This window comes from Pseudomonas algeriensis (assembly GCF_048847255.1).
In the GTDB taxonomy this organism is placed as follows: Bacteria; Pseudomonadota; Gammaproteobacteria; order Pseudomonadales; family Pseudomonadaceae; genus Aquipseudomonas.
On sequence record NZ_JBKKRK010000003.1, the window covers coordinates 58,747 to 83,450 of the forward strand.

Sequence of the window (24,704 nt, forward strand, 5' to 3'; positions counted from 1 at the left end):
AAGCGCTCAGGGGATAACCGTCATCGCTACTTTTGCATCAGCGCGGCGATGTCGTCCTTGATCCGCAACCGTTCTTTCTTGAGCTTATCCAGGTCGTCGTCGGTCACTACGGCGGTGGGTTTTTCAGCCTTCACGACTTTTGTATCGATTTTCGAATATCGAGTGATCAGCGCGTCGAGATCCTTGTCCTTTTCGCGTTTTTTCTGAATGTCGTCTTCTGTGCACTTCAGATCCTGGCAGAGATCATGGGACACCGGCATGGAGCACCTCCTTCGTGAGTTCGGTGACAAGTGCTTTTCTGGGCACTGCCTGTCAGCAGCATGGCCTTGCCGATCGGGTTCTGTCGACCGCCAATCCGACCAGCGGTGACCGTTCGTCGTGCCACGACGCGTTCCGATAAAACCTTCCCCCGAGCTTTTCCCTCCATTGATCAGTACCCAGAGAATCACCTGTACAACCTGTGTGGAGACTGACCTATGGACAGATTTACCCTGCGTCAACTCGGCCTGGCTGTTGCCCTGAGTAGCAGCATGGGCATGGCATGGGCCGCGACTTCCAGCGACTTTGTCGACAACGCGGCGGCCGGCGGCATTGCGGAGATCGAAACCGGCAAACTGGCGCTGCAAAAAAGCCAATCGGCGGACATCAAGGAGTTCGCCAACAAAATGATTGCCGACCACACCAAAGCCAACGAAGAGCTGAAGGCGCTGGCGAAAAAACATGACATCGAAGTACCAGACGACACCACGTTGATGAAAAAGGCCAAGGCCAAGATTCTTGACGTGCGCGATGAGTCCTTCGATCCGGCCTATGCAAATAACCAAGTGATGGCTCACGAAGAGACCGTCGCCCTGTTCAAGAAAGAGGCTGAGACCGTCACTGACGATAAGAAGCCTGGCAGTACCGAACTGAAGGCATTTGCCCAGAAAATGCTGCCGGACCTGCAGCATCACCTGGAAATGGCGAAGAAGCTTCAAGCGGCCCACCCTAGTAAATAACGCCATCGTGAATAAAAAAGCCCGACTCTCGAGTCGGGCTTTTTTATTGATCAGCTGTCGGCTGTGTCGATATCAGCGTCAGTCTTGTCACCGGGTCCAGGCCGATCCGGTTCCGGCTTGAAACCGGGGCTGTAGGTGTTGTCGTTGTCCTGATGATTTTTCTTCTGATCGACCTCACGGGCGGCACTGTGAGCCTCGTGTGTTTCGGCCGGATTGGCAGGCTGGTTATCCGTCACTTGAGGATCGATTGCCGGATCGTTACGCGAGGCCGGGGTTTGCGTCTGGCCTTGTTGCTGAGTATTTGCAGAGTCGCTCATTAGACACCTCGTTCATGACCAGGCCGAATAGTGATCGGCCCTGGTTATTCGAAGGCAGGACGGCGGCTTGGGTTCCATTCTTTTACCGCGTCGGGCTCACTCGTCCAGTGCCGAACTGACCATCCGCGCCAATGCATCCGGGGTGTAGGGTTTGCTCAGCAGGTGGGTATCGGGGCTCAGTTGGTGATTGCGCGAGATGATGTCCCGGGTGTGTCCCGACGTGAACAGGACCGGCACCGGCGGGGTCTGTACCTTCGCCCAGGCCGCCAGGTCGGAGCTCTTGATCAGGCCGGGCATGACCACATCGGTGAAGATCAGATCCACCGAGACGCCATCGAGCAACAATTTCATGGCCTCGTCGCCGTTGGCGGCGGTCAGGGTCCGATAGCCGAGCTGCTCCAACAACTCCACCGAGGCGCCGCGTACGTCGTCGTTGTCCTCGACCACCAGGATGGTTTCCTCCAGGCCGGATCGAAGCTCGCGGGGAGGTGCCTGTTCCGGGGACTCGGGCTTGTAGCTGCGGGGAAAATACATATGCACCTGAGTGCCTTCGCCCGGGTGGCTGGCAATTTCGATGTGCCCGCCGCTCTGCTTGACGAACCCGAACACCATGCTCAATCCAAGCCCCGTGCCTTGGCCGTCGGTCTTGGTGGTGAAAAACGGCTCGAAGACCTGGTTCAGGACTTCGGGCGCCATGCCCGCGCCATGATCGATCACCGAGAGTCGCACGTAATCCCCTGCCGCAACTCCTTTGCCGGCACAGGACGATTCGTCCAGGGCGATATTTTCCCCGAGCATTCTGATGACACCTTCGCCCCCCATGGCGTCGCGGGCATTGATCGCCAGGTTCAACAGGGCGTTTTCCAGCTGATTGCAATCGACGTGGATACACCAAGGCTCAGGAGGCAACGCCACCTCGATGCGGATGGTTTCGCCCAGGGCTCGCTGCAACAATTCACCCAGGCCCTCATAGATGCGCCGAGGGTTGTAGACCGCCGGTGACAACGGCTGGCGACGGGCGAAAGCCAGCAACTGCGACGACAGCTTGGCGCCCCGCTCCACGGCTTCGATGGATGCACCGACCCGCCGCTGGACGTTGGGATTGTCAGGCTCGTGGCGAGCCAGCAAGTGCAGGTTGCCGGCGATCACCTGGAGCAGGTTGTTGAAGTCATGGGCCACGCCTCCGGTGAGCCCGCCGATGGCCTCGAGTTTCTGCGATTGACGCAACTGCTCCTCGGCCGCCAACCGCGCCTGCACTTCACTGGCGACGCGTTGTTCCAGCTCGCGGGTGAACTTGAGCAGCGACGCTTCGGCGGTCTTGCGCTCGTTGATATCGATCAGTACGCCGGGAAACCGCAGGGGCTTGCCCAACGCATCGAACTCGCATCGCCCGCTGGCCAGCACCCAAAGGTAATCGCCCTCGCCACGGCGCAAGCGATATTCGGCGGTGTAGGGAGCGCCCGTGCGCACGGTCAGGTCGACCCGTTGTTCGACGTCGTCGATGTCGTCGGGATGGATGCGCTGGCGAGCGATCTGGATGGGCAGTGCATCCAGCGGGCACTCGGGCGGATAACCGAAAGTACGGGCGAAACGTTCATCGCCAGACAGCGTGTCGGTGGCGATATCCCAGACGAACGACCCCAGCAACGGCCCGGCCGAAAGCGCCAATTGGATACGCTCATTGACCGCGCGGTAGCTGCGCTCGGCCTCTTGCCGGGCCCGCTCGCTCAGCACCAGCTCGGTGGTTTCCACGACAATCGCCAACACGCCGGCAGGCGAATGGTCATCGTCGGGGACCGGGCTGTAGTAGAGATCCAACCAGACGTCTTCGGGCTTGCCGTCGCGCAGCAGCACCAGCTCCTTGTTGCGGTAGGACAAGGTGCCGCCGCCCAGGCACACGTCCAATACGTGGCGGTTGAATTCGGCCACCTCCGGCCATCCCAGCTCCACCGCGCTCCCCAGCAGGTAGGGATGGCGGCCGCCGGCGAATTCGGCATAGGCGTCGTTATAGATCATGTAGCCCTGGCGGCCCCACAGCATAACCATCGGCAATGGTGAAGCGAGCATCAGTTGGACCGCGCTGCGCAGGCTGGCGGACCAGTGCTCGATCGCACCCAGCTCCGTGCGACGCCAATCGTAGGCCCGGATGCGCCGGGCCATTTCTCCGTCCCAACCGGGACACCCGTTACTTTGGGATAAGAACTTCATGGAACGTCTCTCACCTCAAGCTACCAGCAGGGAAGCGGCATACCACAAGTCCCTTGTGCTAGTGCTTCGAGCGCGAGGTTGGCAATTGGTTTCATGCAGACTGACGACGCCAACCCTTTGTGGCGAGGGGATTTATCCCCTCGCCACAGATTTCAACCAAACATTCAGCGAAAATCCCGACTGCGCACATTGATGCCCGCCAGCAAACCGCTCAAATCGCTCAGGCGCCCGGCAATCAGATGACGGACCTCGCCGACACTTTCCCAGCGCCCGTCCACCCTGAGCAATTGCGACCCTACCAGGACCTTGCGCTGGCGTTCGGCCAAGTCGCGCCAGACCACTACGTTGAGATTGCCGAACTCATCTTCCAGAGTGACAAAGGTCACCCCGCTGGCCGTGCCTGGACGTTGGCGACCAGTGACCAGCCCCGCGACGCTGACGTGGCGGCCATGCTCGACAGCCTGCAATTCCCGGGAGCTGCGGCAGCGTCGGGCGCGCAATTCGGAGCGCAGCAAGGCCAGCGGATGAGGCCCCAGCGTCGTGCCCAGGGTGGCGTAGTCGGCGAACAGGTTTTCTCCCACCGTGGGTGTCGGTAAGGCCACGGTGGGCTCTTCCGGGCTGGGCAGACCCGCGAACAAGCCCAGTTGTTTTTCCACTCCGGCAATTTCCCAACGGGCGCGATGGCGGTCGCCGGCCAGGCCGCGCAAAGCGTTGGCGTCCGCCAGTTGCTCCAGGGCCCGGGCGTCGAGTCGAGCCCGTTCGCCCAGGTCGGCCACATCGCTGAAAGCCCGCTGCCCGCGTGCCGCCTCGATACGCCGGGCATCGTCCTCTCTAAACCCCTTGATCAGACGCAAGCCCATGCGAATCGCCGGCTGGCGGCCTTCCATCGGTTCCAGGCTGCATTCCCAGTCGCTGGCCCGCACGTCCACCGGACGGATCTGCAACTGATGCCGGCGAGCATCCTGGAGGATCTGGTCCGGGCTGTAGAAACCCATGGGCCAGCTGTTGATCAAGGCACAGGCGAACGCCGCCGGCTCGTGGCATTTGAGCCAACTGCTGGCGTAGGTCAGCAAGGCGAAACTGGCGGCATGGGATTCAGGAAAGCCGTAATTGCCGAAGCCCTTGATCTGTTCAAAGAGCTGCGCGGCGTATTCAGGTTTGTACCCTTTGGCCGCCATCCCGTCGGCCAATCTTTTCTTGTGCGGTTCGAGCCCGCCGTGGCGCTTCCAGGCGGCCATGGAACGACGTAACTGGTCCGCTTCGCCCGGGCTGTAGCCAGCGGCGACAATGGCGATCTGCATGACCTGTTCCTGGAACAGCGGAATGCCCAAGGTGCGGCCCAGCACTTCTTTCAATTCCGACGATGGATAAGTGATCTTCTCTTCTCCATTGCGCCGCCGCAGGTAGGGATGCACCATCCCGCCTTGGATGGGTCCCGGTCGCACGATCGCCACCTCGATCACCAGATCGTAGTATTCCTTGGGCTTGAGCCTGGGCAACATCGCCATCTGCGCCCGGGATTCGATCTGGAACACGCCTATGGTGTCGGCGCGGCTGATCATCTCGAACGTGGCCCGATCATCCTTGGGCAACGACGCCAGGGTATGACGCACGCCCCGGTAATGCGCGATCAAGTCGAAACAGCGACGAATCGCGCTGAGCATGCCCAGGGCCAGGATGTCCACCTTGAGCAGCCCGACCGCATCGAGGTCGTCCTTGTCCCACTGAATGATGGTGCGTTCGGCCATCGCGGCGTTCTCGACCGGCACCAGGGTGTCCAAGGGTTGCTGGGAAATCACGAAGCCGCCGGGGTGTTGGGACAGGTGCCGGGGGAAGCCGATCAGTTGCTGGGTCAGGCTCAACACCCGACGCAGCACCGGGCTCTCCGGGTCGAAACCACCCTCGCGCAAACGTTCCAGCGGCGGTGCCTCATCGCTCCAGCGCCCGCAGCAATCGGCCAGTGCATTGACCTGGTCCGGCGGCAGGCCCAGGGCCTTGGCCACGTCGCGTACCGCCCCGGCGCCGTGATAGCTGCTGACCACGGCCGTCAACGCCGCGCGATGCCGGCCGTAGCGCTGGAACACGTACTGCAGGACTTCCTCGCGACGTTCGTGTTCGAAATCGACGTCGATGTCCGGTGGCTCATTGCGCTCGCGGGACAGGAAGCGTTCGAACAACATGTCCGTCTGTGCCGGGTCGATTTCGGTGATGCCCAGGGCGTAGCACACCGCCGAGTTGGCCGCCGAGCCCCGGCCCTGGCAGAGAATGTGACGGCTACGGGCGAAACTGACGATGTCCTGCACGGTGAGGAAGTAGCTGTCGTAGCCCAGCTCGGCAATCAACTCCAATTCCTTGTCGATCTGCACGCGCACCTTTTCTGTGACGCCGTTCTTCCAGCGCTCGCGCATGCCGCGCGCGGTCAGTTCCCGCAGCCAGGACGCCGGATCATGGCCCTCGGGCACGAGCTCGCGGGGGTATTCATAGCGCAACTGACAGAGGTCGAACGTGCAGCGCCGGGCGATGTCCAGGGTTTCATCGAGCAAGGCGCGGGGGTAGAGATCGGCCAGGGCCTGGAGGCTGCGCAAGTGGCGTTCGCCGTTGGGGTGCAGACGCTGACCGGCCTCGGCAACGGTGACGTGGTGGCGAATGGCGGTCATGGTGTCTTGCAAGGCGCGGCGACCCCGCACATGCATATGCACGTCGCCCGTGGCGACGGCAGGAAGACCCAGGCGTTCGGCCAATGCGAGCAAGTCCGCGAGCCGGCGCTGGTCGTCTTGACCGCAATGCAACTGCACGGACAGCCAGAGTCTTTCGTTGAACACCTGTCGGAGCCAGCGCCCTTGCGCCTCGGGCGTCTTGCCATCGGGGACCCACAGGGCGAGCAGCCCTGGCAGCGGCTCGTCGAAGTCTTCTCGGACGATGCGATAACGGCCCTTTTCGCTGCGCCGCCGTGCGCGGGTGATCAGCCGGCACAAGGTTTGGTAGCCCTCGAGGTTTTCCACCAACAGCACCAGCTTCGGACCGTTCTCGACCTGGATTTCGCTGCCGACGATCAATTGCAAGTCCAGTTCCTTGGCTGCCTGCCAGGCCCGGACGATGCCGGCCAAGGTACATTCATCCGTCACCGCCAGGGCCCGATAGCCCTGCTGTTTGGCGCGACGGCACAATTCCAGGGCGCTGGAGGCGCCGCGCTGGAAGCTGAAGTTCGACAGGCAATGCAGCTCGGCATATTCGACGCTCATGCGAACCAACCTTGCAGCCACAACGGTCCGCCCTCGCCCACCGGTCGATAGGCCCAGCCGCGTTGGCCGGCGCGGGTTTCGATCAGGTAGTAATCACGGCGCACATCGGCGCCGTCCCACCAGCCGGACTCGATGCGCTCCGGGCCCATGAGGATTCGCGCCTGGCCTTCAGGCAAGACCTGGGGCTCGCCAAGCAGCCAGCCGGGACGCTGGACATCATCGCGCAGCGGACACATCTGTTGTTGCGGCTGGGGTTTCATCTGCCAGGCGCACTCGGGGCGGTGGTCGTCGCCAAATCCCAACCCTTGCACGGCTTCATCACCGAGGCGCGCCCGCAGCCGTTCGCGCAGTTGTTCCCACGGCAAGGACTGCTGGGGACGCTCGTCGAACAATTCCAGGCGCTGGGGCACGAAGCTCGGCAGGTCTTCGGCACACAAGCGAAAACCGCGCACGGGTGCCTCGACCTGCACCTGCTCGAGGCGGCCACGGGCCAGCTCGAACAGCATCGAAGCATCCCGCTCGGCGCTGAGCAGGCCGACCTTGATCACCGTGTCCGGCAAACCGGCATGTTCCAGGTGCAAATCAAAACGCTGCACGCCGCTGTCGCGGCCGCACAGGTAGGCCGACAGGTCACCGGTCAAACGTCGCAGAGGAAACAGCAATGCCTGGTGGGACTGCACGTCATAGTTGAGTTCGATGCGCACATCGAAACGGTCCGGGGGCAGGTAGAACGACAGCGCCAGGGTGCGGCTGCCCACCAGCGCATCGAGGTGCTTGAGCATGTCGGCTTCGAAGCGCCGCGCCAGGGTGTGCCGGGGCAAGGCCTGGACTTGGCTGAGCCGGCGCAGGCCCATGCGCGACAAGGCCGTGGCAGCTTCGGGCGCCAGGCCGACTCGGTCCACGGGCATCTGTCCCAGGTACGCTTGCAAGGTCTCGTTATCGGGCACGACCAGGGCGTCGTAAGCATTGGCCAGCATCCGCGCCGCCACGGGATTGGGGGCGGCGACGATGCGATGCCGAAAACCCAGCTCAGTCAATTCGGCCCGCAACCGCGCCTCGAACACCGGCCACGGCCCGAACAGCCCCAGGCTCGACTCGATCTCGAACAGCACCGTGCGTGGATAATGCACGCTCACCTGGGAGCTGAAACGATAGGCCCAGGCCGCCAGAAATCGTTGCCAGTTTTCGATCTGCGCCGCGTCGTACTCGGCGGTGGCGAACCCTTTGCTCAAGGCCTGGGCCGCGGTCATGGTCTGGCCGGGGCGCAGGCCCAGGGCGCGCGCCGGTTCATTGACCGCTTGCAGCACCCGGCGCTGGGCCGGGCCGGTCAGCAGCGCCAGGGGCTCGCTGGGGTCGGGGCGCTGGCGCAGCGCGGCATCCAGCGCCAATTGCGGGAAGAGAATACAGACCCAGCGCATCGCAACCTCAATGCCCTGTCTGTGCGGGGAACGCAATCGGCGCCGAACGCGCCAGCCCGCCCCGGGATTTGAGCACCCGCAATTGTGCGGGCCGGGCATCGATGGCGATGCGCAGGGCCGCCGGGGACGGGTTGATGGCTTCCTGGATCGAGCGCCAGGCGAACGCCAGCGTCTGGCCGGTTTCCGCCGCGACCTGCAAACGGCGCAAGGCCCGGTCATCCGCCTGGCGCGGCCAGCACAACACCGCGCCGCAACTGCCCGAGCGCAGGCATTGCTCGGTGGCCCATAAGGCCTCCCGTGGATCGGCCTGGATGATCGACAACTGGCGCAAGTCCACCCCGGCGTTTCGCCAGGCCTGGGGATAGGGCACGAACGGCGGCGCCACCAACACGATCCGCTCCCCCGCCGCCGATAGCCGCGCCAGGGTCGGCCACACCAGTTGCAATTCGCCCACGCCCGGCGCGCCGATGAGAATTTCCGTCAACGCCGCTTCCGGCCAGCCACCACTGGGCAGTGCCGCATCCAGTACGGCGTGGCCGGTGGGCTGTGGACTGGCGGCCGGCGGCGCAGGCCGGCCCTTCCAGACCTGGCCGCCATTGAACAGCGTGTCCAGCGCAACGACGGCGCCCATCAGCCTTGTCTCACCAGGCCACAGAACACGCCTTCTATCGCCAGGTCCTGGTCGGCTTCGACGATGATCGGCTGATAGGCTGGGTTGCGTGGCAACAGGCGTACGCGCTCGCCGACTCGCTCAAAACGCTTGATGGTCACTTCACCGTCCAGGCGCGCCACGACAATCTGCCCGTTGGAAGCCTGGGGCGTGCGTTGCACACCCACCAGATCGCCGTCGAGGATACCGTCCTCGATCATCGAATCGCCCTGGACCCGCAGCAGGTAGTCCGGCGCTTTGGTGAAGATCGCCGGGTCCAGCAACAGACGGCTGTGGACCTCGGCATCGGCACCGATCGGCAGGCCGGCGGCCACCCGTCCCAACACCGGCACATCCAACAGTTCGGGACGCGGCGGCTGATTCAACAGCCGGATGCCCCGGGCCTGGTGCGGATTGACTTCGATGAAACCGGCTTCGGTTAGCGCCAGCACATGCTTGCGCGCCACGCTGCGAGAGGCGAAACCAAACGCCTCGCTGATTTCAGCGAGGCTGGGAGGCTGGCCCTGTTCGGCGATGCGTTCGCGGATAAAGGTCAGGATGGCGGTACGGCGGGGAGTGAGAGTCGTCATGGAGTACATTTGTACTCCTGTCGGTTTTTTCTGACAAGCGCCGCCAGTCAGTTCACAGCGACTTATGGTTTCGGTGACCAGCGTATCCTTGCTCGCGATGGCGTGGGTCAGCTTGCCAAAAGGGTGAATGTAATGACCTCATCGCGAGCAAGCTCGCTCCCACAAGGGATAGGCATAAAGCTACAGACCCGCCAGATAAGCCCAGGGAAAAATCCCCCGCTCGTGGCCATCGCTAAAGACCAACTGCACCCCATAACCCTGGCTATTGACCCCAACCACCCGGACCCGCGAATCAACCTGCACCGCCACGCCCTGCAGGCGAAACGCTCGACACCGCGAGCATGGGCATTGCCGGCGCAGCTCGGCATGGTCCAACTGTTGTTCCCGCCCATCAGGCCAACTCAGGCGCAACAGCCCCTTCTCCCGTGAATTGCCAATCGCCAGCGGGCTCATTGCAGTTGGCCCAAGGCAATGCGCACAGCCTTGCGTACCTCCGGATCGCCATCCTCCTGGGCGGCCTGCAACGCCGCAATGGCAGCAGGATCGTTCAACTCGCCCAAGGCCAGTGCTGCCTCCTTGCGCAGATTGCTGATGCGGTGGCCCAGGGTTTCGATCAATGCCGCCAGGGCCGGGGCGTAGCGCAAACGACCCAGGCTGCGGGTCGCCCGCAAGCGCACTTGCCAGTAGTCGTCCGCCAGAGCATCGATCAGGGCCGGGCCGGCATCGGCGTGACCGACCTTGCCCAGCGTTGTAGCGGCTTCTTCGCGAACCGCCCACGCCGGGTCCCGCAAGGCCTGGCGCAGGGCTGGCAACACTTGCTCATCCGAAGCCAGGCCAAGGGCACCGGTGGCCGCGCGGCGTACTTCGCTGTCCGGGTCATCACTGGCGAGCCGGGCCAAGGCTGGCAAGGCGCCGAGGTGCTTGAGCCAGCCCAGCACGCCAACCGCTTCGCGGCGCACGCCAGCATCGTCATCGGCCAGGGCGGCGATGGATGCTGGCGCGGCATCGCCCAGGCGCAACTCGCGCAAGGCCCGGAAGGCCGCGACGCGGACACCGGCGTCGGCATGTGTCGTCCAAGGCAGGATCACTCTTCCTGCCGCCTCGCTCTTGAGCAGGCTCAAGCTTTGGGCAGCAGCGGCCTGCACCGTCGGTGATCGATCGGTCAGGGCTTCGCACAAGCCTGCGACCACCGGCTCGTCCTCCCAGGCTTCGAGCAATCGCGCGGCTTCGGCGCGCACCTCGGCGCTGGGGTCACTGGCCAGGCGATCCACAAGCCACAACAGGCCCTCGGGCTCTTCAAGGTCGGCCAGTTCGATAAGGGCGATGCGGCGCACACCGGCGTCCTCGTCGGTAAGACGCGGTTGCAGGGCGAGAATGTCTTGGTTGTCGGTATTTTCAAATAGAGAGGTCATAGGGCAAATCGCGGCAAGGAGGTTTCAGGGGGCAACCCGAGAGGATTGAGGCGCGGCAATTGCTGCCCATCTTCATGACGCAGCAGCTCAAGGCAGTGGCGCTTCAATCGGGAGAATTCAGGGCTCGTCACCAGCTCAGTCGTGCGTGGCCGAGGAAAATCCAGGCGCAGATCCTCGATGATGCGACCCGGCCGTGGGCTCATCACCAGCAAGCGATCGGCCAGGAATAGCGCCTCGTCGATGTCGTGGGTGACGAACACAACGGTGGTGCGGATGCGCGTCCAGATGTCCAGCAACAACTCCTGCATGTTCAAGCGCGTCAGTGCATCCAGCGCGCCGAAGGGTTCATCCATCAGCAACAAGCGCGGGCGGTTCACCAGCACCCGTGCGATCTCCACTCGCTGCTGCATGCCACCGGAGAGCTGGTCCGGCCAGTGCCCGGCAAAACCCTCCAGGCCCACCGAGGCGAGCATCTCATCGGCGGCTCGTTGTCGTTCGACTTTGCCCAGGCCACGCATCTTCAGGCCAAAAGCAACGTTGTCGCGCACGCTGCGCCATGGAAACAAAGTGTGCTGCTGGAACACCATGCCGCGCTGAGGCGAGGGACCGGCCACCGGCACCGCGTCGACGTTCAGCGTGCCGGTGCTCGGTTGCAGATGCCCGGCAAGGGCACCGAGCAAGGTCGATTTGCCGCAACCGGACGGCCCCAGGATGCAGACGAACTGGCCCGCCTCGATCTGGCAATCAAGCCCCTGCACCGCTTCGAAGGCCTGGGCACCCTGGCCCAGGACAATGGACAACTGGCGGATGTCGATCCGCCCTTCAGGCGTTTGCATTGCACTCATCAGGCTTTTCCTCGGGGCCGGTGCCAAGGCGTGAACAACCCGCCCAGGCGCTTGATCAACAAACTACTGCCCATCCCCAGCACGCCGATCAGCAACATGCCGACCACGATGTCGGGGTAGTTCTGCACGGTGTAGGACGCCCAGGTGTAGTAGCCGATGCCGTACTGGCCGGCGATCATTTCCGCCGTCACCAGGCAGAACCAGGACGTGCCCATGCCGATGGCGAGGCCAGTGATGATGCTCGGCGCGGCGCCCGGCAGAATCACTTCCAGCAGGATGGCCCGGCGTCCCGCCCCGAGGCTTTTCGCTGACGCGACCAGCCGCCGGTCCACCCCTTCGACGCCGTGCACGGTGTTGAGCAGGATCGGGAACAGCGCGCCGGTGAAGGTGATGAACACCATCGACAATTCCGACGACGGGAACATCAGAATCGCCAACGGAATCCAGGCCACCGCCGGGATCGGCCGCAGGACTTCCAGTGGCGGCAACAGCAAGTCTTCGGCCCATTTCGAACGACCGATGGCCACGCCCAGCGCCACGCCAATCAACAGCGCCGCACCGTACCCGGCAAAGACCCGCCCCAGGCTGCTGCCCAGGTGCCGCGCAAGATTGCCCGATTCCCCCAGGCCAAGCGCGGCCTGGAGTACCGCCAAAGGGGCCGGGACGTTGGCGAAGGTCACCAGGCCGAGGTCCCAATGACCGTCGGCGGCGAGCTGCCAGAACAGCAGGCAGAGCAGCAGTGAAGCGGCTCGCAGGAGCCAGCGTTTGGGTGATGGGTACACAAATCTTCCTCCGGAGTGGAATCCTTGTGGGAGCGAGCTTGCTCGCGATGGCGTCAGGTCAGTTGAAATCGAATTGGCTGACACACCGCTATCGCGAGCAAGCTCGCTCCCACAGGGGACGGTGTCAGGTCAACGGGCGGCGACCGCCTGGGTCGTCGCCTCGGTGAAATCCAGGACCTTGCCGCCCTGCTGCGCGGCAAACTGCTCGGCCTGCCCTTTCAACAGGAACGCGCTGAGCTGGCCCTTGGCATCGCTGGCGAACCACGCCTGCTCGGCCAGCAGCTTGATCCCGCTGTCGCTGGCCTGGGCGTAGACGGCGCGGATACCCTTGCCTTCCTGCTTGAGGCTCGCCAGCGCGGTGAAGGCTGACTGCGCCGAGGCGTAATGGCGCACTTTCGGCTCGCCGCGTACCCAGATTTCGGCCACGTGGCGGGCATCGGTGATGGCCTGGCCGGTCGCAGTATCGGCGCTGCCCAGCGGGGTCTGGGCGTAGTTGGCCAGTTGCGCGGTGTAATCCAGGTTCGAAGCCTTGAAGGCGGCGCGGATGTACTGGTCATCGATGAAGGTGTTGAGGTCCAGCCCGCGATCGGCTTTCTTCAGCAGCTTGAGGGTGTCGATGGCGGTGCCCACGGCCTGGCGGTATTCCGGTTTCCAGGTCAGGTCGCGGGTCTGCACGCCCAGCGGCCCGTGGAACAGATAATTGACCTCGGCATCCACGCCGGTGACCTTGGCGATCAGCTCGCTGTACTTCTCAGGCTCGGCGGCCAACAACTGATTGGCTTCGATGGATGCACGCAGGTAGGCGACGACGATTTCCGGGTACTTCCTGGCATAGGCCTGGTCCACCAGGGCGCCATGGAATGTTGGCGTCTTGGCCTGGGCGCCATCGTAGATCTTGCGGGCAAAACCACGGCTGGGGAACAGTTCGGCGAACGGCACGAAATCAGCGTGGGCGTCGATCTTACCGGCCTGCAACGCCGAGCCGGCGACCTCCGGTGGCTGGGCGATGATGTTCACATCCTTGAGTGGATCCCAGCCTTGGGCCGCGACGGCGCGCAGCAGCATGCCGTGGGCGGTGGAGGCAAAGGGCACGGAAATGGTCTTGCCCTTGAGCTCGGCCAGGGACTGAACGCCCGAGACGCTCGGCACGACGATGCCATTGCCGCTGCCCTGGGTGCTGCCCGACAACACGCTGATGAACAGGCTGTGCTTGCCAGCGGTTTCGAACGCCACGCCATTGAAGGCGCCGGGGAAATCGGCCATGGCGCCGAAGTCGAGCTTGCCCGCCACCATCTCGTTGGTCAGTGGCGCGCCGCTGGTGAAGTTTTTCCACTGGATGTCGTATTGGGCATCCTTGTACGCGCCGTCGTGGGGCAGGTATTTGTCCAACAGGCCCAACTCCCGAATCAACAACCCACCGGCGGCGCAGTTGATGGTGGTGTCCTGGGTGCCGATGGCGATGCGGATGGTTTCTGCCTGGGCAGGCAGGGTCAATGAAGCCAGTACCAGACCGGCCAATGCTGCACGCAATAACATGGGTGTGTCCCCTCGAATCGTTTATGGGTATTTCGTCTCCGCCGCGATCAGGGCGCGGTGGGAAACGAGGGGTGTTGTGGGTTTAGCGTCCGGGGTGGCCGGATGGCTTTTGTGGTGTCTGTGGTGGCCTCTTCGTCGGAACGCCGCCCGGAGCAGGCTCGCGATGGCGTCGTCGCAATCAGCGCAACAGATACGGAATCTCGACTTTCACCGCCCCCGTTGGGCAGTCTTTTTCACAGGGCATGCAATACCAGCACTCATCGAACGCCATGTAGGCCTTCTGCGTTGCCGGGTTGATCGCCAGTAAGTCCATGGGGCAGACATCGACGCAGACCGTGCAGCCTTTGTGGGCGATGCATTTGTCCTCGTCCACGGTGACGGGGGCGTTGGAGCGGAAGAAGATTTCCTGGGGTTGGTAGGCCATGGGCGTTCTCTTTGAGTGAAGGGTTCAAGCCGCGTCGGCACCGACCCGCAGCCGGTCATAGGCCTGCAGCTCGTCGGCATCGAGGGCGATGATGTAGGGCTCGACCGCCTTCTTGAAGGAAGTCATCTGGCCGTCCTCGCCTTTCTTCAGGTGGCAATGGCAGAACCAGTCGCTGTCGTTGCGCTGCGGGTGGTCGACCCGATAGTGGTACAGCCCCCAACGGCTTTCCGCGCGAAACAGCGAGGCGCGGGCGGCCATTTCGGCGCAGTCGCGGATGACGCTGACCTCCATGGCACGCATCAGCTCATGGGCGTTGTGAGCCTTGATCTGATCCAGGTCGCGCTGGATATCGCTGAAGCGTTGCAAGCCGATCTGCATTTTTTTCGTGACCTTCGGCGGCTGCAGGTAATCGTTGACGAAACGTCGCAGCTTGTATTCCACCTGGGCCGGCGGCAGGCCGTGCTCGCGCTCCAGTGGCGCGTAAACGCGCGCCCTCTCCCGTTCGATCTGCCCGGCATCCAGCACTGAGAAATCCTTCCCCGCCACAAAATCCGCGGCGTTGTTGCCGGCAAACCAGCCGTAGGTGAACGCACCGAGCATGTAATTGTGCGGCACCGCCGCCATGTCACCCGCCGAGTACAACCCCTTGACCGAGGTTTCCGCCCGCTCGTTGACCCACACGCCCGAGGCCGAGTGACCGCTGCAAAAGCCGATTTCGGAAATGTGCATCTCTACCATCTGCGTGCGGTAGTCGGTGCCACGGTTGGCGTGGAACTGGCCGCGACTGGGGCGTTCGTTGCTGTGCAGGATCTCTTCGATGTTCTGGATGGTCTCCTCGGCCAAGTGATCGAGCTTGAGGAACACCGGGCCATTGCCGCCTTCGAGTTCCTGGTGGAACTCCCACATCATCTGCCCGCTCCAGTAGTCGCATTCGATAAAGCGCTCGCCCTTGTTGTTGGCGGTGTAGCCGCCCAGGGGACCGGTGACGTAGGCGCACGCCGGGCCGTTGTAATCCTTGATCAACGGGTTGATCTGGAAGCATTCCAGGTTCGCCAGCTCGGCACCGGCGTGATAGGCCATGGCGTAGCCGTCGCCGGCATTGGTCGGGTTTTCATAGGTGCCCATCAGGTAGCCCGAGGCCGGCAACCCCAGGCGTCCCGCGGCGCCGCAGCAGAGGATGACCGCTTTGGCCTTGATCACATGGAAGTCGGCGGTGCGGCAATCGAAGCCCATCACACCGTTGACCGCCCCCGCTTGGTCAGTCAGCAAGCGCGTGCAGACCAGACGATTGGTGATGCTCACCCGCGCCCGCTTCAACTGCCGGTACAGGACTTTCTTGATGTCGTGCCCTTCCGGCATCGGCAGCACATAGGCGCCCATGTGGTGGACTTTTTTCACCGCGTAGTCGCCGGTTTCGTCCTTCTCGAACTTCACGCCCCATCGATCCAGTTGCTCGATCGTTTCAAAACTGTGCGTCGCGTAGGCGTACACCGCCGCCTGGTTGACGATGCCGTCGTTGGCGATGGTGATTTCCTTGGTGTACTGCTCGGGCGTCGAATGGCCCGGGATAATTGCATTGTTCAAGCCGTCCATGCCCATGCTGATGGCGCCGCTGCGCTTGACGTTGGCCTTGTCCACCAGCAGGACGCGCAGGTCCCGGTTGCGTTCCTTGGCCTTGATCGCCGCCATGGGGCCGGCGGTACCACCACCGATGACGACGATGTCGTATTCCTGTTCGAGGGTATTCGTTGAGCGTTGGGTCATGCCTGCGTCCCTTTTTGCCGGTCGATCCGCAAGCGGTACTGGAAAGCATCGCCGCGGTAGTAGAGGTATTCGAAATCCAGCGGTCGCCCATCGGCGCCATGGGTCAGGCGTTCGATGCGCATCACGGGCGACCCTGGCTCGACCTCCAGAGCTTGGCACAGCTCGCTGTCGGCCAGCACCGCATCGATGGCAAGGTCCGCGTGGCCGAGGGCCAGGCCGCAATCGTTTTCCAGAATCAGGAAAATGTCCCGTGTAACCAGATCGGCTTTTTCCAGGCGCTCGCCGAGGTCCTTGGGCAGGTAGGTAATCTCCAACGACACCGGTTCGCGGTTGATCAGCCGCACCCGTTTGATCTGCGCCACCACATCCCCCTCCGCAACCTTCAACCGCTCGGCCACCGGCTTGTCGGCGGGAATGAATTTGAAACTGCGAAGACGATTGATCACCTCGAAGCCGCGGCCGGTCATGGACTCGGCCAAGCCCTGGAGGGTGCTGACGTTCTGGAAGGTCTTGGGTTTTGCGACAAAGGTGCCTTTGCCATGGATCTTGAAAATCAGACCTTCCTTTTGCAGGTCCCCCAAGGCCTGGCGCACGGTGATTCGGCTGACGCGAAACAACGCACCCAGCTCGCTTTCCGAAGGCATCTGGCTGCCTTGGGGGTATTCACCGTCGAGAATGCGCGTACGCAACAGGTCGCGCAGTTGCAGGTGCAGCGGCACGCTGCTGAGGGAAAGAACGTTGTCAGGCATGGCTTCAGTCACTTGTCATAACGAGTTATGACGTGATCTTAAGCAAACCTCCCGACTCTTGAGAAATACCGTTTGGACATATCCTTAGAGTTGGCTCAGGGCAACAGCAGCCCCTGCTCCTGCTCGCACAGCTGCACCACGTAATCCCACAGCACCCGCAGCCGCACGGATTTATGCAGTTCGCGGCGGGTGCTGATCCAGTAGCTGCGGCAGAGGGTTTCGTCCGGGAGCAAGGGCACCAGCGTCGGGTCGCTGCCGGCCATGTAACACGGCAACACGGCGATGCCCAGGCCCGATCGCGCGGCTTGCTGCTGGGCGATGACGCTGGTGCTGTGGAATACCACCCGGGGCTTGCGGCAAAAACTGTTGAGGAACATGAGCTCCTGGCTGAACAACAGATCGTCGACGTAGCCGATCCAGGCGTGACGGCTCAGATCTTCGCGGCTGCGCAAGGGCGGCGAGCGATCCAGGTAGGCCTGGCTCGCATACAGCGCCAGGCTGTAGTCGGTGAGCTTGCGTGTCACCAGCAGGTCGGCCGCCGGTCGTTCGAGGTGGATACTGATTTCCGCCTCGCGGTTGAGAATGCTGACGAAGCGCGGCACCGCCACCAGTTCCACCTCAAGTCCCGGATAGCGCTGGAACAACCCCTCCATGCGACTGGCCAGGAACATGATGCCCAGCCCTTCCGTCACGCCCAACCGGATCTTGCCCAAGGGTGCGCTGGATTGGGTGATGTCCTCTTGGGCCAGCAACGCGACGTTTTCCATGGCCTCGGCATGCTTGAGCAGCGCCTCGCCCGCCGGGGTCAGTTCATAACCCTGGGCGTGCTGGACAAACAAAGCCGTGCCCAGGCTTTTTTCGATGGCCTCGATGTGTCGGGCCACGGTGGCATGGGTGGTGTTGAGCCGTCGCGCGGCCGTCAGCAAGCGGCCGCTGCGTTGCAGTTCCAGGAAGTAGCGCAAGTCATTCCAGTCGAACATGAGCCATCCTTGAAAACGCCTGAACCCGGGATTGTTTATAAACGCTCAGCAGGTGCGCAAAAACTAACATTCTTTTGACGAAAACTAACAACTACGATGAGCCAACAAGAACAATAAATGAGGTCGCGAATGCAACCTGTCGTCGATGAATACGATTACGTGATCGTGGGCGCCGGCCCTGCCGGGTGCTTGCTGGCCAATCGGCTGTCGGCCAACCCGCAACACCGGGTGCTGCTGCTCGAAGCCGGCGGGCGCGACAACTATCCGTGGATTCACATCCCGGTCGGCTACCTGTTCTGCATCGGCAATCCGCGCACCGACTGGTGCTTCAAGACCGAAGCGCAACCGGGCCTGCAAGGCCGCGCCCTGAGCTATCCGCGCGGCAAGGTGTTGGGCGGCTGCTCGTCCATCAACGGCATGATCTACATGCGTGGCCAGGCCGCGGACTACGACGGCTGGGCCGCCGAAGGCAACGCTGGCTGGTCCTGGAAGGACGTCCTGCCGTTGTTCAGGCAAAGCGAAAACCACTTCGCCGGAGACTCCGAACTTCACGGCGCGGCCGGCGAATGGCGCGTCGAGCGCCAGCGCCTGTCATGGCCGATCCTCGACGCCTTTCGCACCGCCGCCGAGCAGAGCGGCATCCCCAACGTCGAGGATTTCAATGGCGGCGACAACGAAGGCTGTGGCTATTTCCAGGTCAACCAGAAAGCCGGGATACGCTGGAACGCGGCCAAGGCTTTCCTCAAGCCGATACGCACTCGCCCCAACCTGACGGTCTTGACCGAAGTCGAAGTCGACCGCGTTTTGTTGCGCGATGACCGCGCACACGCTGTCAGCGCTCGCTGGCAAGGCAAGGCCATGAGCTTCAAAGCTCGCAAGGAAATCGTCCTGTGCGCCGGGGCCGTCGGTTCGCCGGGCATCCTGCAGCGCTCCGGGATCGGCCCGCGCAGCTTGCTGCAACGCTTGGGCATTGGCGTGGCGCACGAGTTGCCGGGCGTGGGCGGCAACTTGCAGGACCATCTGCAACTGCGGCTGATCTATCAACTGGAAAACGCCCGCACCCTGAACCAGATCGCCGGTACGTTGTGGGGCAAGATGGGCATGGGCCTGCGCTACCTGTATGACCGCAGCGGCCCACTGTCCATGGCGCCCAGCCAACTCGGCGCCTTCGCCCGCTCGGGGCCGGAACAGACTTCGGCCAACCTCGAATACCATGTGCAGCCATTGTCTCTGGAGCGCTTCGGCGAACCCTTGCACAGCTTCCCGGCATTCACCGCATCGGTGTGTGACTTGCGCCCGATGAGCCGCGGCCGCGTGGACATCCGCTCAGCCGATACGAGTGAAGCGCCGTTGATCCAACCCAACTACCTGAGCCACCCCGAAGACCTGCGGGTCGCGGCCGACGCGATCCGCCTGACCCGAAGAATCGTCGCCTCCCCGGCCCTCGGCGCCTTCAAACCAGTGGAATACCTGCCGGGGCCCAGCCTGCAGACCGAAGAGGAACTGCATCAGGCCGCCGCCCGCATCGGCACGACGATCTTCCACCCGGTGGGCACCTGTCGCATGGGCCAGGACGGCGACGCCGTGGTGGATGCGCAACTGCGCGTGCACGGCATCAAGGGCCTGCGCATCGCCGACGCCTCGATCATGCCGCGCATCATTTCGGGAAACACCTGCTCGCCAACGTTGATGATCGCCGAGAAGGCTGCCCGGATGATCCTCGAACCCATCACCGTCAGCATCACAAGCCAAAAGGAGTCGGCCACAGTCTGAAAGACACTGGAGATCCCTGTGGGAGCGAGCCTGCTCGCGATGACGGTGTGTCAGCTAACGTTCATGTCGACCACCACACCGCTATCGCGAGCAGGCTCGCTCCCACAAGGAAAACATTTGGATCAAGAAAGTGTGTCACATCAGGAGACGCCCCCACCCGGCGTCGCAGTGGAACAACAAAAACAATCACTGTGAGGGATACCGCTATGTCTGAACATGTTCAGCCCCTGGAAGCCACGCGCAGCGCCGGCACCAGCCAGGAAACCCAGAAAGTCATCTTTGCCTCGTCCCTCGGGACGGTGTTCGAGTGGTACGACTTTTTCCTCTACGGCGCCCTTGCGGCGGTGATCAGCAAACAGTTCTTCGCCGGAGTGAATGACACCACGGCGTTCATTTTCGCGCTGATGGCCTTCGCCGCCGGCTTCATCGTGCGGCCGTTCGGTGCGCTGGTGTTCGGGCGGCTGGGGGACATGATCGGGCGCAAATACACCTTCCTCGCGACCATCGTCCTCATGGGCCTGGCCACGTTCTGCGTCGGCCTGCTCCCCAACTACGCCAGCATCGGCATCGCCGCGCCGGTCATCCTGGTGGTGCTGCGCATGCTCCAGGGCCTGGCCCTGGGTGGTGAATACGGCGGCGCGGCGACCTATGTCGCCGAGCATGCGCCGATGGGCAAGCGTGGGTTCCACACCAGCTGGATTCAGTCCACCGCAACATTGGGGCTGTTGCTGTCGCTGCTGGTGGTACTGGGTTGCCGCTATTTCACCGGCGATCAGTTCGAAGTCTGGGGCTGGCGCATTCCGTTCCTGCTGTCGATCCTGCTGCTGGGCATTTCCACCTGGATCCGCCTGAGCCTGCACGAGTCGCCGGCCTTCCTGAAAATGAAAGAAGAAGGCAAGTGCTGCAAGGCGCCGATTCGCGAATCGTTCGGCAAATGGGAAAACCTGAAAGTGGTGCTGATCGCCCTGTTCAGTATCAACGCCGGGCAAGCGGTCACCTTCTATGCAGCGCAGTTCTACGTGCTGTTTTTCCTTACCCAGTTCCTCAAGATGGACCCGGCCCTCGCCAACAGCCTGCTGATCGTCAGCGTGGTGATCGGCGCGCCGTTCTTCATCTTCTTTGGCTGGCTGTCGGACAAGGTCGGGCGCAAACCGGTGCTGATGATCGGCCTGCTGTTGGCGACGGTGCTGTACTTCCCGATCTTCAAGACGCTCGCCCATTACGCCAACCCCGCCATCGACCTGGCGAGCCGTCAGGCGCCGATCACGGTAGTCGCCGACCCGGCCACGTGTACCTTCCAGTTCGACCCGGTGGGCAAGGCCCGTTTCGACAGCCCTTGCGACAAGGTCAAAACCTTCCTGGTCAAGCAAGGCCTGCCCTACAGCAGCGTCGCGGCACCGGCCGGCAGCACCGTGCAGGTCAGCGTCGGAGACGTGAAGCTCGAAGGTTACGACGAAGCCGCCCTGCGTGGCGCGGTGACCCTGGCCGGTTACCCGCAACAAGCCGACGCCCAGCAGATCAATCGGCCGATGATCGTGGCCCTGATCGTCGCGCTGATCATCATTTCGGCGATGTGCTACGGCCCGTTGGCGGCCCTGATGGTCGAACTGTTCCCAACCCGGATCCGCTATACGTCCATGTCCTTGCCCTACCACATCGGCAATGGCTGGTTCGGCGGTTTCCTGCCCACGGTGTCGTTCGCCCTGGTGGTCTATACCGGGGACATTTTCTACGGGCTGTGGTACCCGGTCGTGATTACGGGGGTGAGCCTGGTGGTGGGGATGATCTGCCTGCGGGAAACGCGCAACGTGGACCTGGACACCAACTGAGCACTCATTGGACCCTTTGTGCCGAGGGGATCCATCCCCTCGCCACGGATGCTGTCGTCAGCTCAGTGTACCGAGTGGCTCTTGACCGTGCTCTCCACCAGATCCAGCATCTGCCCCAGCGCCCATGGCTTGGCGATGAACGAGGCCTGGTGCTTGATCCCGGCGCTTTCCGGGGTTTCGAAGCCCGACATGATCAGCAGCGGGATCTGCGGCCAACGATCCCCGGTCAGGTTGGCCAGGTCGGCCCCGTCCATTTCGCCGGGCATGGTGATGTCGGTGAGTAACAGGTCCACGTAATCGGCGCTTTCCTCCAGAAATGTCAGCGCCGAATCGGCGCTTTCCCTGGGCTCGACGACAAATCCTTCGTCCTCCAGGATCTCGCAGAGGAATTCCAGGATGGTCGGATCATCCTCGACGACGAGAATCAAACGTGTGCTCGCCTGTCCGTTGCCCTTCGGCATCGAATTCATGAAGTGACTCTCCTTGATTCCATTAACATGCTTTGCGGTTTGAGCCGCTCTGAAAGTTATGAGCGATGCCCTTGCGATAAATTCATTCTGCTTTCCCATCCAGTCGCCGGGCTGTCTTGCCAAGGGGGTCGTTGCAACGCAGCGCAATGTTTTATCTGTATATCCATACAGATAAAGCTTGCCCCGGCGCCAATCCCTGACCATGCTAGCGCCCCATGAAACCTGCTTAGGAAGAGGCGCGATGCGGCTGTACCTGTGTGAAAAACCGTCCCAGGCCAAGGACATCGCCGCGGTACTGGGCGCCACCCGGCGCGGCGATGGCTGCTGGCTGGGCGCGAACGTCACGGTGACCTGGTGCATCGGCCATCTATTGGAGACCGCGCCGCCCGACGCCTACGATGCCCGCTACAAGCGCTGGGTGCTGGCCGACCTGCCCATCGTGCCGGCGCAATGGAAGATGACCGTCAAGCCGAAAACCGCCAGCCAGTACAAAGCGGTCAAGCGCCTGTTGGGTGAAGCAAAGGAACTGGTCATCGCCACCGATGCCGACCGCGAGGGCGAAATGATCGCTCGGGAGCTGGTGGAGCATTGCCGCTATCGCGGACCTATCCAGCGCCTCTGGCTATCGGCCCTGGACGAAGCCTCGATCCGCAAGGCCCTCGCCGCCCTCAGGCCGGGAGCGGAAACCTTCAACCTGTATCACTCGGCACTGGGTCGCTCCCGGGCCGACTGGCTGATCGGCATGAACATGAGCCGCCTGTTCACGCTGCTGGGGCGCCAGTCCGGTTATCAAGGCGTCCTGCCGGTGGGCCGCGTGCAGACACCGACCCTGCGACTGGTGGTGGATCGCGACCGCAGCATCGCCAACTTCGTACCGGTCGCCTACTGGGCCATCGACGTGCAACTGAGCCATGCCGGTACGGCGTTTGCCGCCCAGTGGCGCGCCGACCCGGATGCCTGCGACGATCAGGAGCGCTGCCTGAACCAGGCCCTGGCGCGCAATGCTGCCCAGGCCATGGGCAACGCCGCGACCGCGCGGGTGACCAAGGTTCGCACCGAACGCCTGCGCGAGGCCCCGCCGCTGCCGTTCGATCTCGGCACCTTGCAGGAAGTCTGCTCGAAGAAACTTGGACTCGGCGCCCAGGAAACCCTGGACATCGCCCAATCGCTCTACGAGACCTACAAGCTCATCACCTATCCCCGCAGCGATTGCGGTTTCCTGCCCTTGAGCCAGCACAGCGAAGCACCCGCGATCCTGGCCGCCCTCGCCCAGGCCGACCCGGCCCTTGCCCCGCTGCGCGATCACCTGCAGCCGCAGCGCAAGTCCCGGGCCTGGAACGACGCCAAGGTCAGCGCACACCACGGAATCATTCCCACGGCGGCGGCGAAGAACCTCGACAAGCTCGCCGCAAAGCAACGGGCCGTCTATACGCTCATTCGCGCACGTTACCTGGCGCAATTCCTGCCCAATCATGAATACGACCGGACCCAGGCCGACTTCGATTGCGCTGGGCAAGACCTGCGCGCGGTGGGCAAGCAGATCGTCGAACTTGGCTGGAAACGCGCCCTGCCCGAAGCATTGGCGCCCGCACGAGGTCGCGAAGCCCCCACGCCGCAAACCTTGCCGCCACTGGCCGAGGGCCGCGATTGCAAGGTCGACGCGGTGACGCCAAAGGACCTGTGGACCCAGCCGCCCAAGCCCTTCACCGAAGGCGACCTGATCAAGGCGATGAAAAACGTCGCCAAGCTGGTGGAGGATCCGCTGCTCAAACAGAAGCTCAAGGACACCACCGGCATCGGCACCGAGGCGACCCGTGCATCGATCATCCAGGGCCTGCTCGACCGTGGTTACCTGGTGAAAAACGGCAAGGCCCTGTCGGCTACCCCAGCCGCCTTCAGCCTGATCGACGCCGTGCCTCGGGCGATCGCCGACCCCGGCACCACCGCCATCTGGGAACAAGCGCTGGACATGGTGCAAAGCGGCGAGATGAGCCTGGAGGAATTCGTTACCCGGCAGGCCGCCTGGATGAGCAAGCACGTCGCCCGCTGCCAGGGGATGAGCTTGACCATCAGCGGCCCGGCCAGCCCCGCCGGGCGAGGCGCCACGCCGTGGAAGAACAAGCGCAAGCCGGCCAAGCGCAAGTCTGGGGGCGCGCCGCGCAAAACCAAGGCCAAGGCCACCTGACTGTCAGATGAGCTCCCTTGCCACAGGTAATGACTCGCGGCCTTTTTTCATACCCAAACCATTTTGTCCGACAATATGTAGTGACCAAAAATAATCACTACAAAACCGTTGACGCCTCCGATTTGCCCTTGCATGATGCAGACGTCTCCCCGATCGGGAGTACAGGCAAATGTTTGAGCAAGCTCGTCTGACCGCCGAGCTGTTTTTTTGGATAAGGGACTGCCCACAAGGCAGATTGAAGGTGCTGACCTGGCATGACCGTCCGGTGACAAGGACGAGAAACGCTGGCGAATCAATCCTCATGACGCATGGGCTCGACCCTCGAAAGTCGACACTGGCCTGAAGATTCTTCGCTGTTTCTCTTCGTTGTAGCGCATTTGCGTAGCAGCCCTTCGATTAACACTACACAACCGATGCACGACCCCGCAGAAGTCCGGCGGACGAATGCTGACGGCCTGATTTCGGTATCAGGCAGGCACTTACCGAACAGCGAAGTTTTGCGAACCACCAGACAGATCAACCAAATGGTCAAG

General features: G+C 62.9%; 21 protein-coding genes. 4 read left to right on the forward strand and 17 right to left on the reverse strand.

Going from position 1 to position 24,704, the window contains the following annotated elements:
- Positions 1-26: 26 nt before the first annotated feature.
- Positions 27-260, reverse strand: a complete 234-nt coding sequence (locus ACLK1G_RS05510) for an HP1242/YdcH family protein (protein ID WP_420764504.1) — start codon at positions 258-260, stop codon at positions 27-29.
- Between the two features lie 216 nt (positions 261-476).
- Here ACLK1G_RS05510 and ACLK1G_RS05515 point away from each other — a divergent pair, with 216 nt between their 5' ends.
- On the forward strand, positions 477-998 hold the full coding sequence (locus ACLK1G_RS05515) for a DUF4142 domain-containing protein (RefSeq protein WP_420764505.1): 522 nt from the start codon (positions 477-479) through the stop codon (positions 996-998).
- Between the two features lie 50 nt (positions 999-1,048).
- Here the strand turns inward: ACLK1G_RS05515 and ACLK1G_RS05520 are convergent, their stop codons facing one another.
- The 15 genes from ACLK1G_RS05520 to ACLK1G_RS05590 all read right to left on the reverse strand — a co-directional run bounded on the left by ACLK1G_RS05520 (position 1,049) and on the right by ACLK1G_RS05590 (position 17,914).
- Positions 1,049-1,315, reverse strand: coding sequence for a hypothetical protein (locus ACLK1G_RS05520; protein WP_420764506.1), 267 nt, complete (start codon positions 1,313-1,315; stop codon positions 1,049-1,051).
- A gap of 96 nt (positions 1,316-1,411) precedes the next feature.
- Positions 1,412-3,523 (reverse strand): ATP-binding protein, encoded by a 2,112-nt coding sequence (locus tag ACLK1G_RS05525; protein WP_420764507.1) that lies wholly within the window; start codon positions 3,521-3,523, stop codon positions 1,412-1,414.
- A 164-nt stretch (positions 3,524-3,687) separates the two neighbouring features.
- Positions 3,688-6,786: an error-prone DNA polymerase gene (locus ACLK1G_RS05530; RefSeq protein WP_420764508.1), complete on the reverse strand. Its 3,099-nt coding sequence runs from the start codon at positions 6,784-6,786 to the stop codon at positions 3,688-3,690.
- Positions 6,762-8,183, reverse strand: coding sequence for a Y-family DNA polymerase (locus ACLK1G_RS05535; protein WP_420764509.1), 1,422 nt, complete (start codon positions 8,181-8,183; stop codon positions 6,762-6,764). Before ACLK1G_RS05535 ends, ACLK1G_RS05530 begins: the two co-directional genes overlap by 25 nt.
- 7 nt (positions 8,184-8,190) lie before the next feature.
- Positions 8,191-8,814 carry a translesion DNA synthesis-associated protein ImuA gene (imuA, locus tag ACLK1G_RS05540; protein ID WP_420764510.1) on the reverse strand — a complete coding sequence of 208 codons (624 nt, stop codon included), beginning with the start codon at positions 8,812-8,814 and terminating at the stop codon, positions 8,191-8,193.
- Positions 8,814-9,431 carry a transcriptional repressor LexA gene (gene lexA / locus ACLK1G_RS05545; protein WP_420764511.1) on the reverse strand — a complete coding sequence of 206 codons (618 nt, stop codon included), beginning with the start codon at positions 9,429-9,431 and terminating at the stop codon, positions 8,814-8,816. Before lexA ends, imuA begins: the two co-directional genes overlap by 1 nt.
- Before the next feature lie 171 nt (positions 9,432-9,602).
- Positions 9,603-9,875 (reverse strand): DUF971 domain-containing protein, encoded by a 273-nt coding sequence (locus tag ACLK1G_RS05550; protein ID WP_420764512.1) that lies wholly within the window; start codon positions 9,873-9,875, stop codon positions 9,603-9,605.
- Positions 9,872-10,834, reverse strand: a complete 963-nt coding sequence (locus ACLK1G_RS05555; RefSeq protein ID WP_420764513.1) for a HEAT repeat domain-containing protein — start codon at positions 10,832-10,834, stop codon at positions 9,872-9,874. The genes ACLK1G_RS05550 and ACLK1G_RS05555 overlap by 4 nt, the downstream gene beginning before the upstream one ends.
- On the reverse strand, positions 10,831-11,679 hold the full coding sequence (locus ACLK1G_RS05560) for an ABC transporter ATP-binding protein (protein ID WP_420764514.1): 849 nt from the start codon (positions 11,677-11,679) through the stop codon (positions 10,831-10,833). The genes ACLK1G_RS05555 and ACLK1G_RS05560 overlap by 4 nt, the downstream gene beginning before the upstream one ends.
- The gene (locus tag ACLK1G_RS05565; protein WP_420764515.1) at positions 11,679-12,461 is read right to left on the reverse strand and encodes an ABC transporter permease; all 783 of its coding nucleotides are present in this window, start codon (positions 12,459-12,461) and stop codon (positions 11,679-11,681) included. The genes ACLK1G_RS05560 and ACLK1G_RS05565 overlap by 1 nt, the downstream gene beginning before the upstream one ends.
- Positions 12,462-12,590: 129 nt before the next feature.
- A complete protein-coding gene (locus ACLK1G_RS05570; RefSeq protein WP_420764516.1) occupies positions 12,591-13,997 on the reverse strand; it encodes an ABC transporter substrate-binding protein in 1,407 nt (468 codons plus the stop codon).
- 178 nt (positions 13,998-14,175) lie between these two features.
- A complete protein-coding gene (locus tag ACLK1G_RS05575; RefSeq protein WP_003180418.1) occupies positions 14,176-14,421 on the reverse strand; it encodes a 4Fe-4S dicluster domain-containing protein in 246 nt (81 codons plus the stop codon).
- Positions 14,422-14,445: 24 nt separating this feature from the next.
- Positions 14,446-16,185, reverse strand: coding sequence for a fumarate reductase/succinate dehydrogenase flavoprotein subunit (locus ACLK1G_RS05580; RefSeq protein ID WP_420764517.1), 1,740 nt, complete (start codon positions 16,183-16,185; stop codon positions 14,446-14,448).
- Positions 16,182-16,934, reverse strand: a complete 753-nt coding sequence (locus ACLK1G_RS05585) for a GntR family transcriptional regulator (RefSeq protein WP_420764518.1) — start codon at positions 16,932-16,934, stop codon at positions 16,182-16,184. Before ACLK1G_RS05585 ends, ACLK1G_RS05580 begins: the two co-directional genes overlap by 4 nt.
- A 95-nt stretch (positions 16,935-17,029) precedes the next feature.
- A complete protein-coding gene (locus ACLK1G_RS05590; RefSeq protein ID WP_420764519.1) occupies positions 17,030-17,914 on the reverse strand; it encodes a LysR family transcriptional regulator in 885 nt (294 codons plus the stop codon).
- Between the two features lie 129 nt (positions 17,915-18,043).
- Here ACLK1G_RS05590 and ACLK1G_RS05595 point away from each other — a divergent pair, with 129 nt between their 5' ends.
- Both ACLK1G_RS05595 and ACLK1G_RS05600 read left to right on the forward strand, forming a co-directional pair.
- Complete coding sequence (locus tag ACLK1G_RS05595) at positions 18,044-19,687, forward strand: GMC family oxidoreductase (protein WP_420764520.1); 1,644 nt, start codon at positions 18,044-18,046, stop codon at positions 19,685-19,687.
- A 206-nt stretch (positions 19,688-19,893) separates the two neighbouring features.
- Positions 19,894-21,516, forward strand: a complete 1,623-nt coding sequence (locus tag ACLK1G_RS05600; protein ID WP_420764521.1) for an MFS transporter — start codon at positions 19,894-19,896, stop codon at positions 21,514-21,516.
- A 62-nt stretch (positions 21,517-21,578) separates the two neighbouring features.
- On the opposite strand, the gene ACLK1G_RS05605 is transcribed toward ACLK1G_RS05600, so the two are convergent.
- Entirely contained in the window at positions 21,579-21,986 is a 408-nt protein-coding gene (locus ACLK1G_RS05605; protein ID WP_420764522.1) for a response regulator, read from the reverse strand.
- Positions 21,987-22,227: 241 nt separating this feature from the next.
- Between ACLK1G_RS05605 and ACLK1G_RS05610 the strand changes: the two genes are divergently transcribed.
- On the forward strand, positions 22,228-24,171 hold the full coding sequence (locus tag ACLK1G_RS05610; protein WP_420764523.1) for a DNA topoisomerase III: 1,944 nt from the start codon (positions 22,228-22,230) through the stop codon (positions 24,169-24,171).
- Positions 24,172-24,704 lie beyond the last annotated feature (533 nt).

Coding starts and splice junctions, on each gene's coding strand:
- ACLK1G_RS05580 (WP_420764517.1), bottom strand. CDS start 16,185: ATGACCCAACGCTCAACGAATACCCTCGAACAGGAATACGACATCGTC.
- ACLK1G_RS05550 (WP_420764512.1), bottom strand. CDS start 9,875: ATGAGCCCGCTGGCGATTGGCAATTCACGGGAGAAGGGGCTGTTGCGC.
- ACLK1G_RS05595 (WP_420764520.1), top strand. CDS start 18,044: ATGCAACCTGTCGTCGATGAATACGATTACGTGATCGTGGGCGCCGGC.
- ACLK1G_RS05515 (WP_420764505.1), top strand. CDS start 477: ATGGACAGATTTACCCTGCGTCAACTCGGCCTGGCTGTTGCCCTGAGT.
- ACLK1G_RS05555 (WP_420764513.1), bottom strand. CDS start 10,834: ATGACCTCTCTATTTGAAAATACCGACAACCAAGACATTCTCGCCCTG.
- ACLK1G_RS05610 (WP_420764523.1), top strand. CDS start 22,228: ATGCGGCTGTACCTGTGTGAAAAACCGTCCCAGGCCAAGGACATCGCC.
- ACLK1G_RS05520 (WP_420764506.1), bottom strand. CDS start 1,315: ATGAGCGACTCTGCAAATACTCAGCAACAAGGCCAGACGCAAACCCCG.
- ACLK1G_RS05535 (WP_420764509.1), bottom strand. CDS start 8,183: ATGCGCTGGGTCTGTATTCTCTTCCCGCAATTGGCGCTGGATGCCGCG.
- ACLK1G_RS05570 (WP_420764516.1), bottom strand. CDS start 13,997: ATGTTATTGCGTGCAGCATTGGCCGGTCTGGTACTGGCTTCATTGACC.
- ACLK1G_RS05600 (WP_420764521.1), top strand. CDS start 19,894: ATGTCTGAACATGTTCAGCCCCTGGAAGCCACGCGCAGCGCCGGCACC.
- lexA (WP_420764511.1), bottom strand. CDS start 9,431: ATGTACTCCATGACGACTCTCACTCCCCGCCGTACCGCCATCCTGACC.
- ACLK1G_RS05575 (WP_003180418.1), bottom strand. CDS start 14,421: ATGGCCTACCAACCCCAGGAAATCTTCTTCCGCTCCAACGCCCCCGTC.
- ACLK1G_RS05525 (WP_420764507.1), bottom strand. CDS start 3,523: ATGAAGTTCTTATCCCAAAGTAACGGGTGTCCCGGTTGGGACGGAGAA.
- imuA (WP_420764510.1), bottom strand. CDS start 8,814: ATGGGCGCCGTCGTTGCGCTGGACACGCTGTTCAATGGCGGCCAGGTC.
- ACLK1G_RS05590 (WP_420764519.1), bottom strand. CDS start 17,914: ATGTTCGACTGGAATGACTTGCGCTACTTCCTGGAACTGCAACGCAGC.
- ACLK1G_RS05560 (WP_420764514.1), bottom strand. CDS start 11,679: ATGAGTGCAATGCAAACGCCTGAAGGGCGGATCGACATCCGCCAGTTG.
- ACLK1G_RS05510 (WP_420764504.1), bottom strand. CDS start 260: ATGCCGGTGTCCCATGATCTCTGCCAGGATCTGAAGTGCACAGAAGAC.
- ACLK1G_RS05585 (WP_420764518.1), bottom strand. CDS start 16,934: ATGCCTGACAACGTTCTTTCCCTCAGCAGCGTGCCGCTGCACCTGCAA.
- ACLK1G_RS05605 (WP_420764522.1), bottom strand. CDS start 21,986: ATGAATTCGATGCCGAAGGGCAACGGACAGGCGAGCACACGTTTGATT.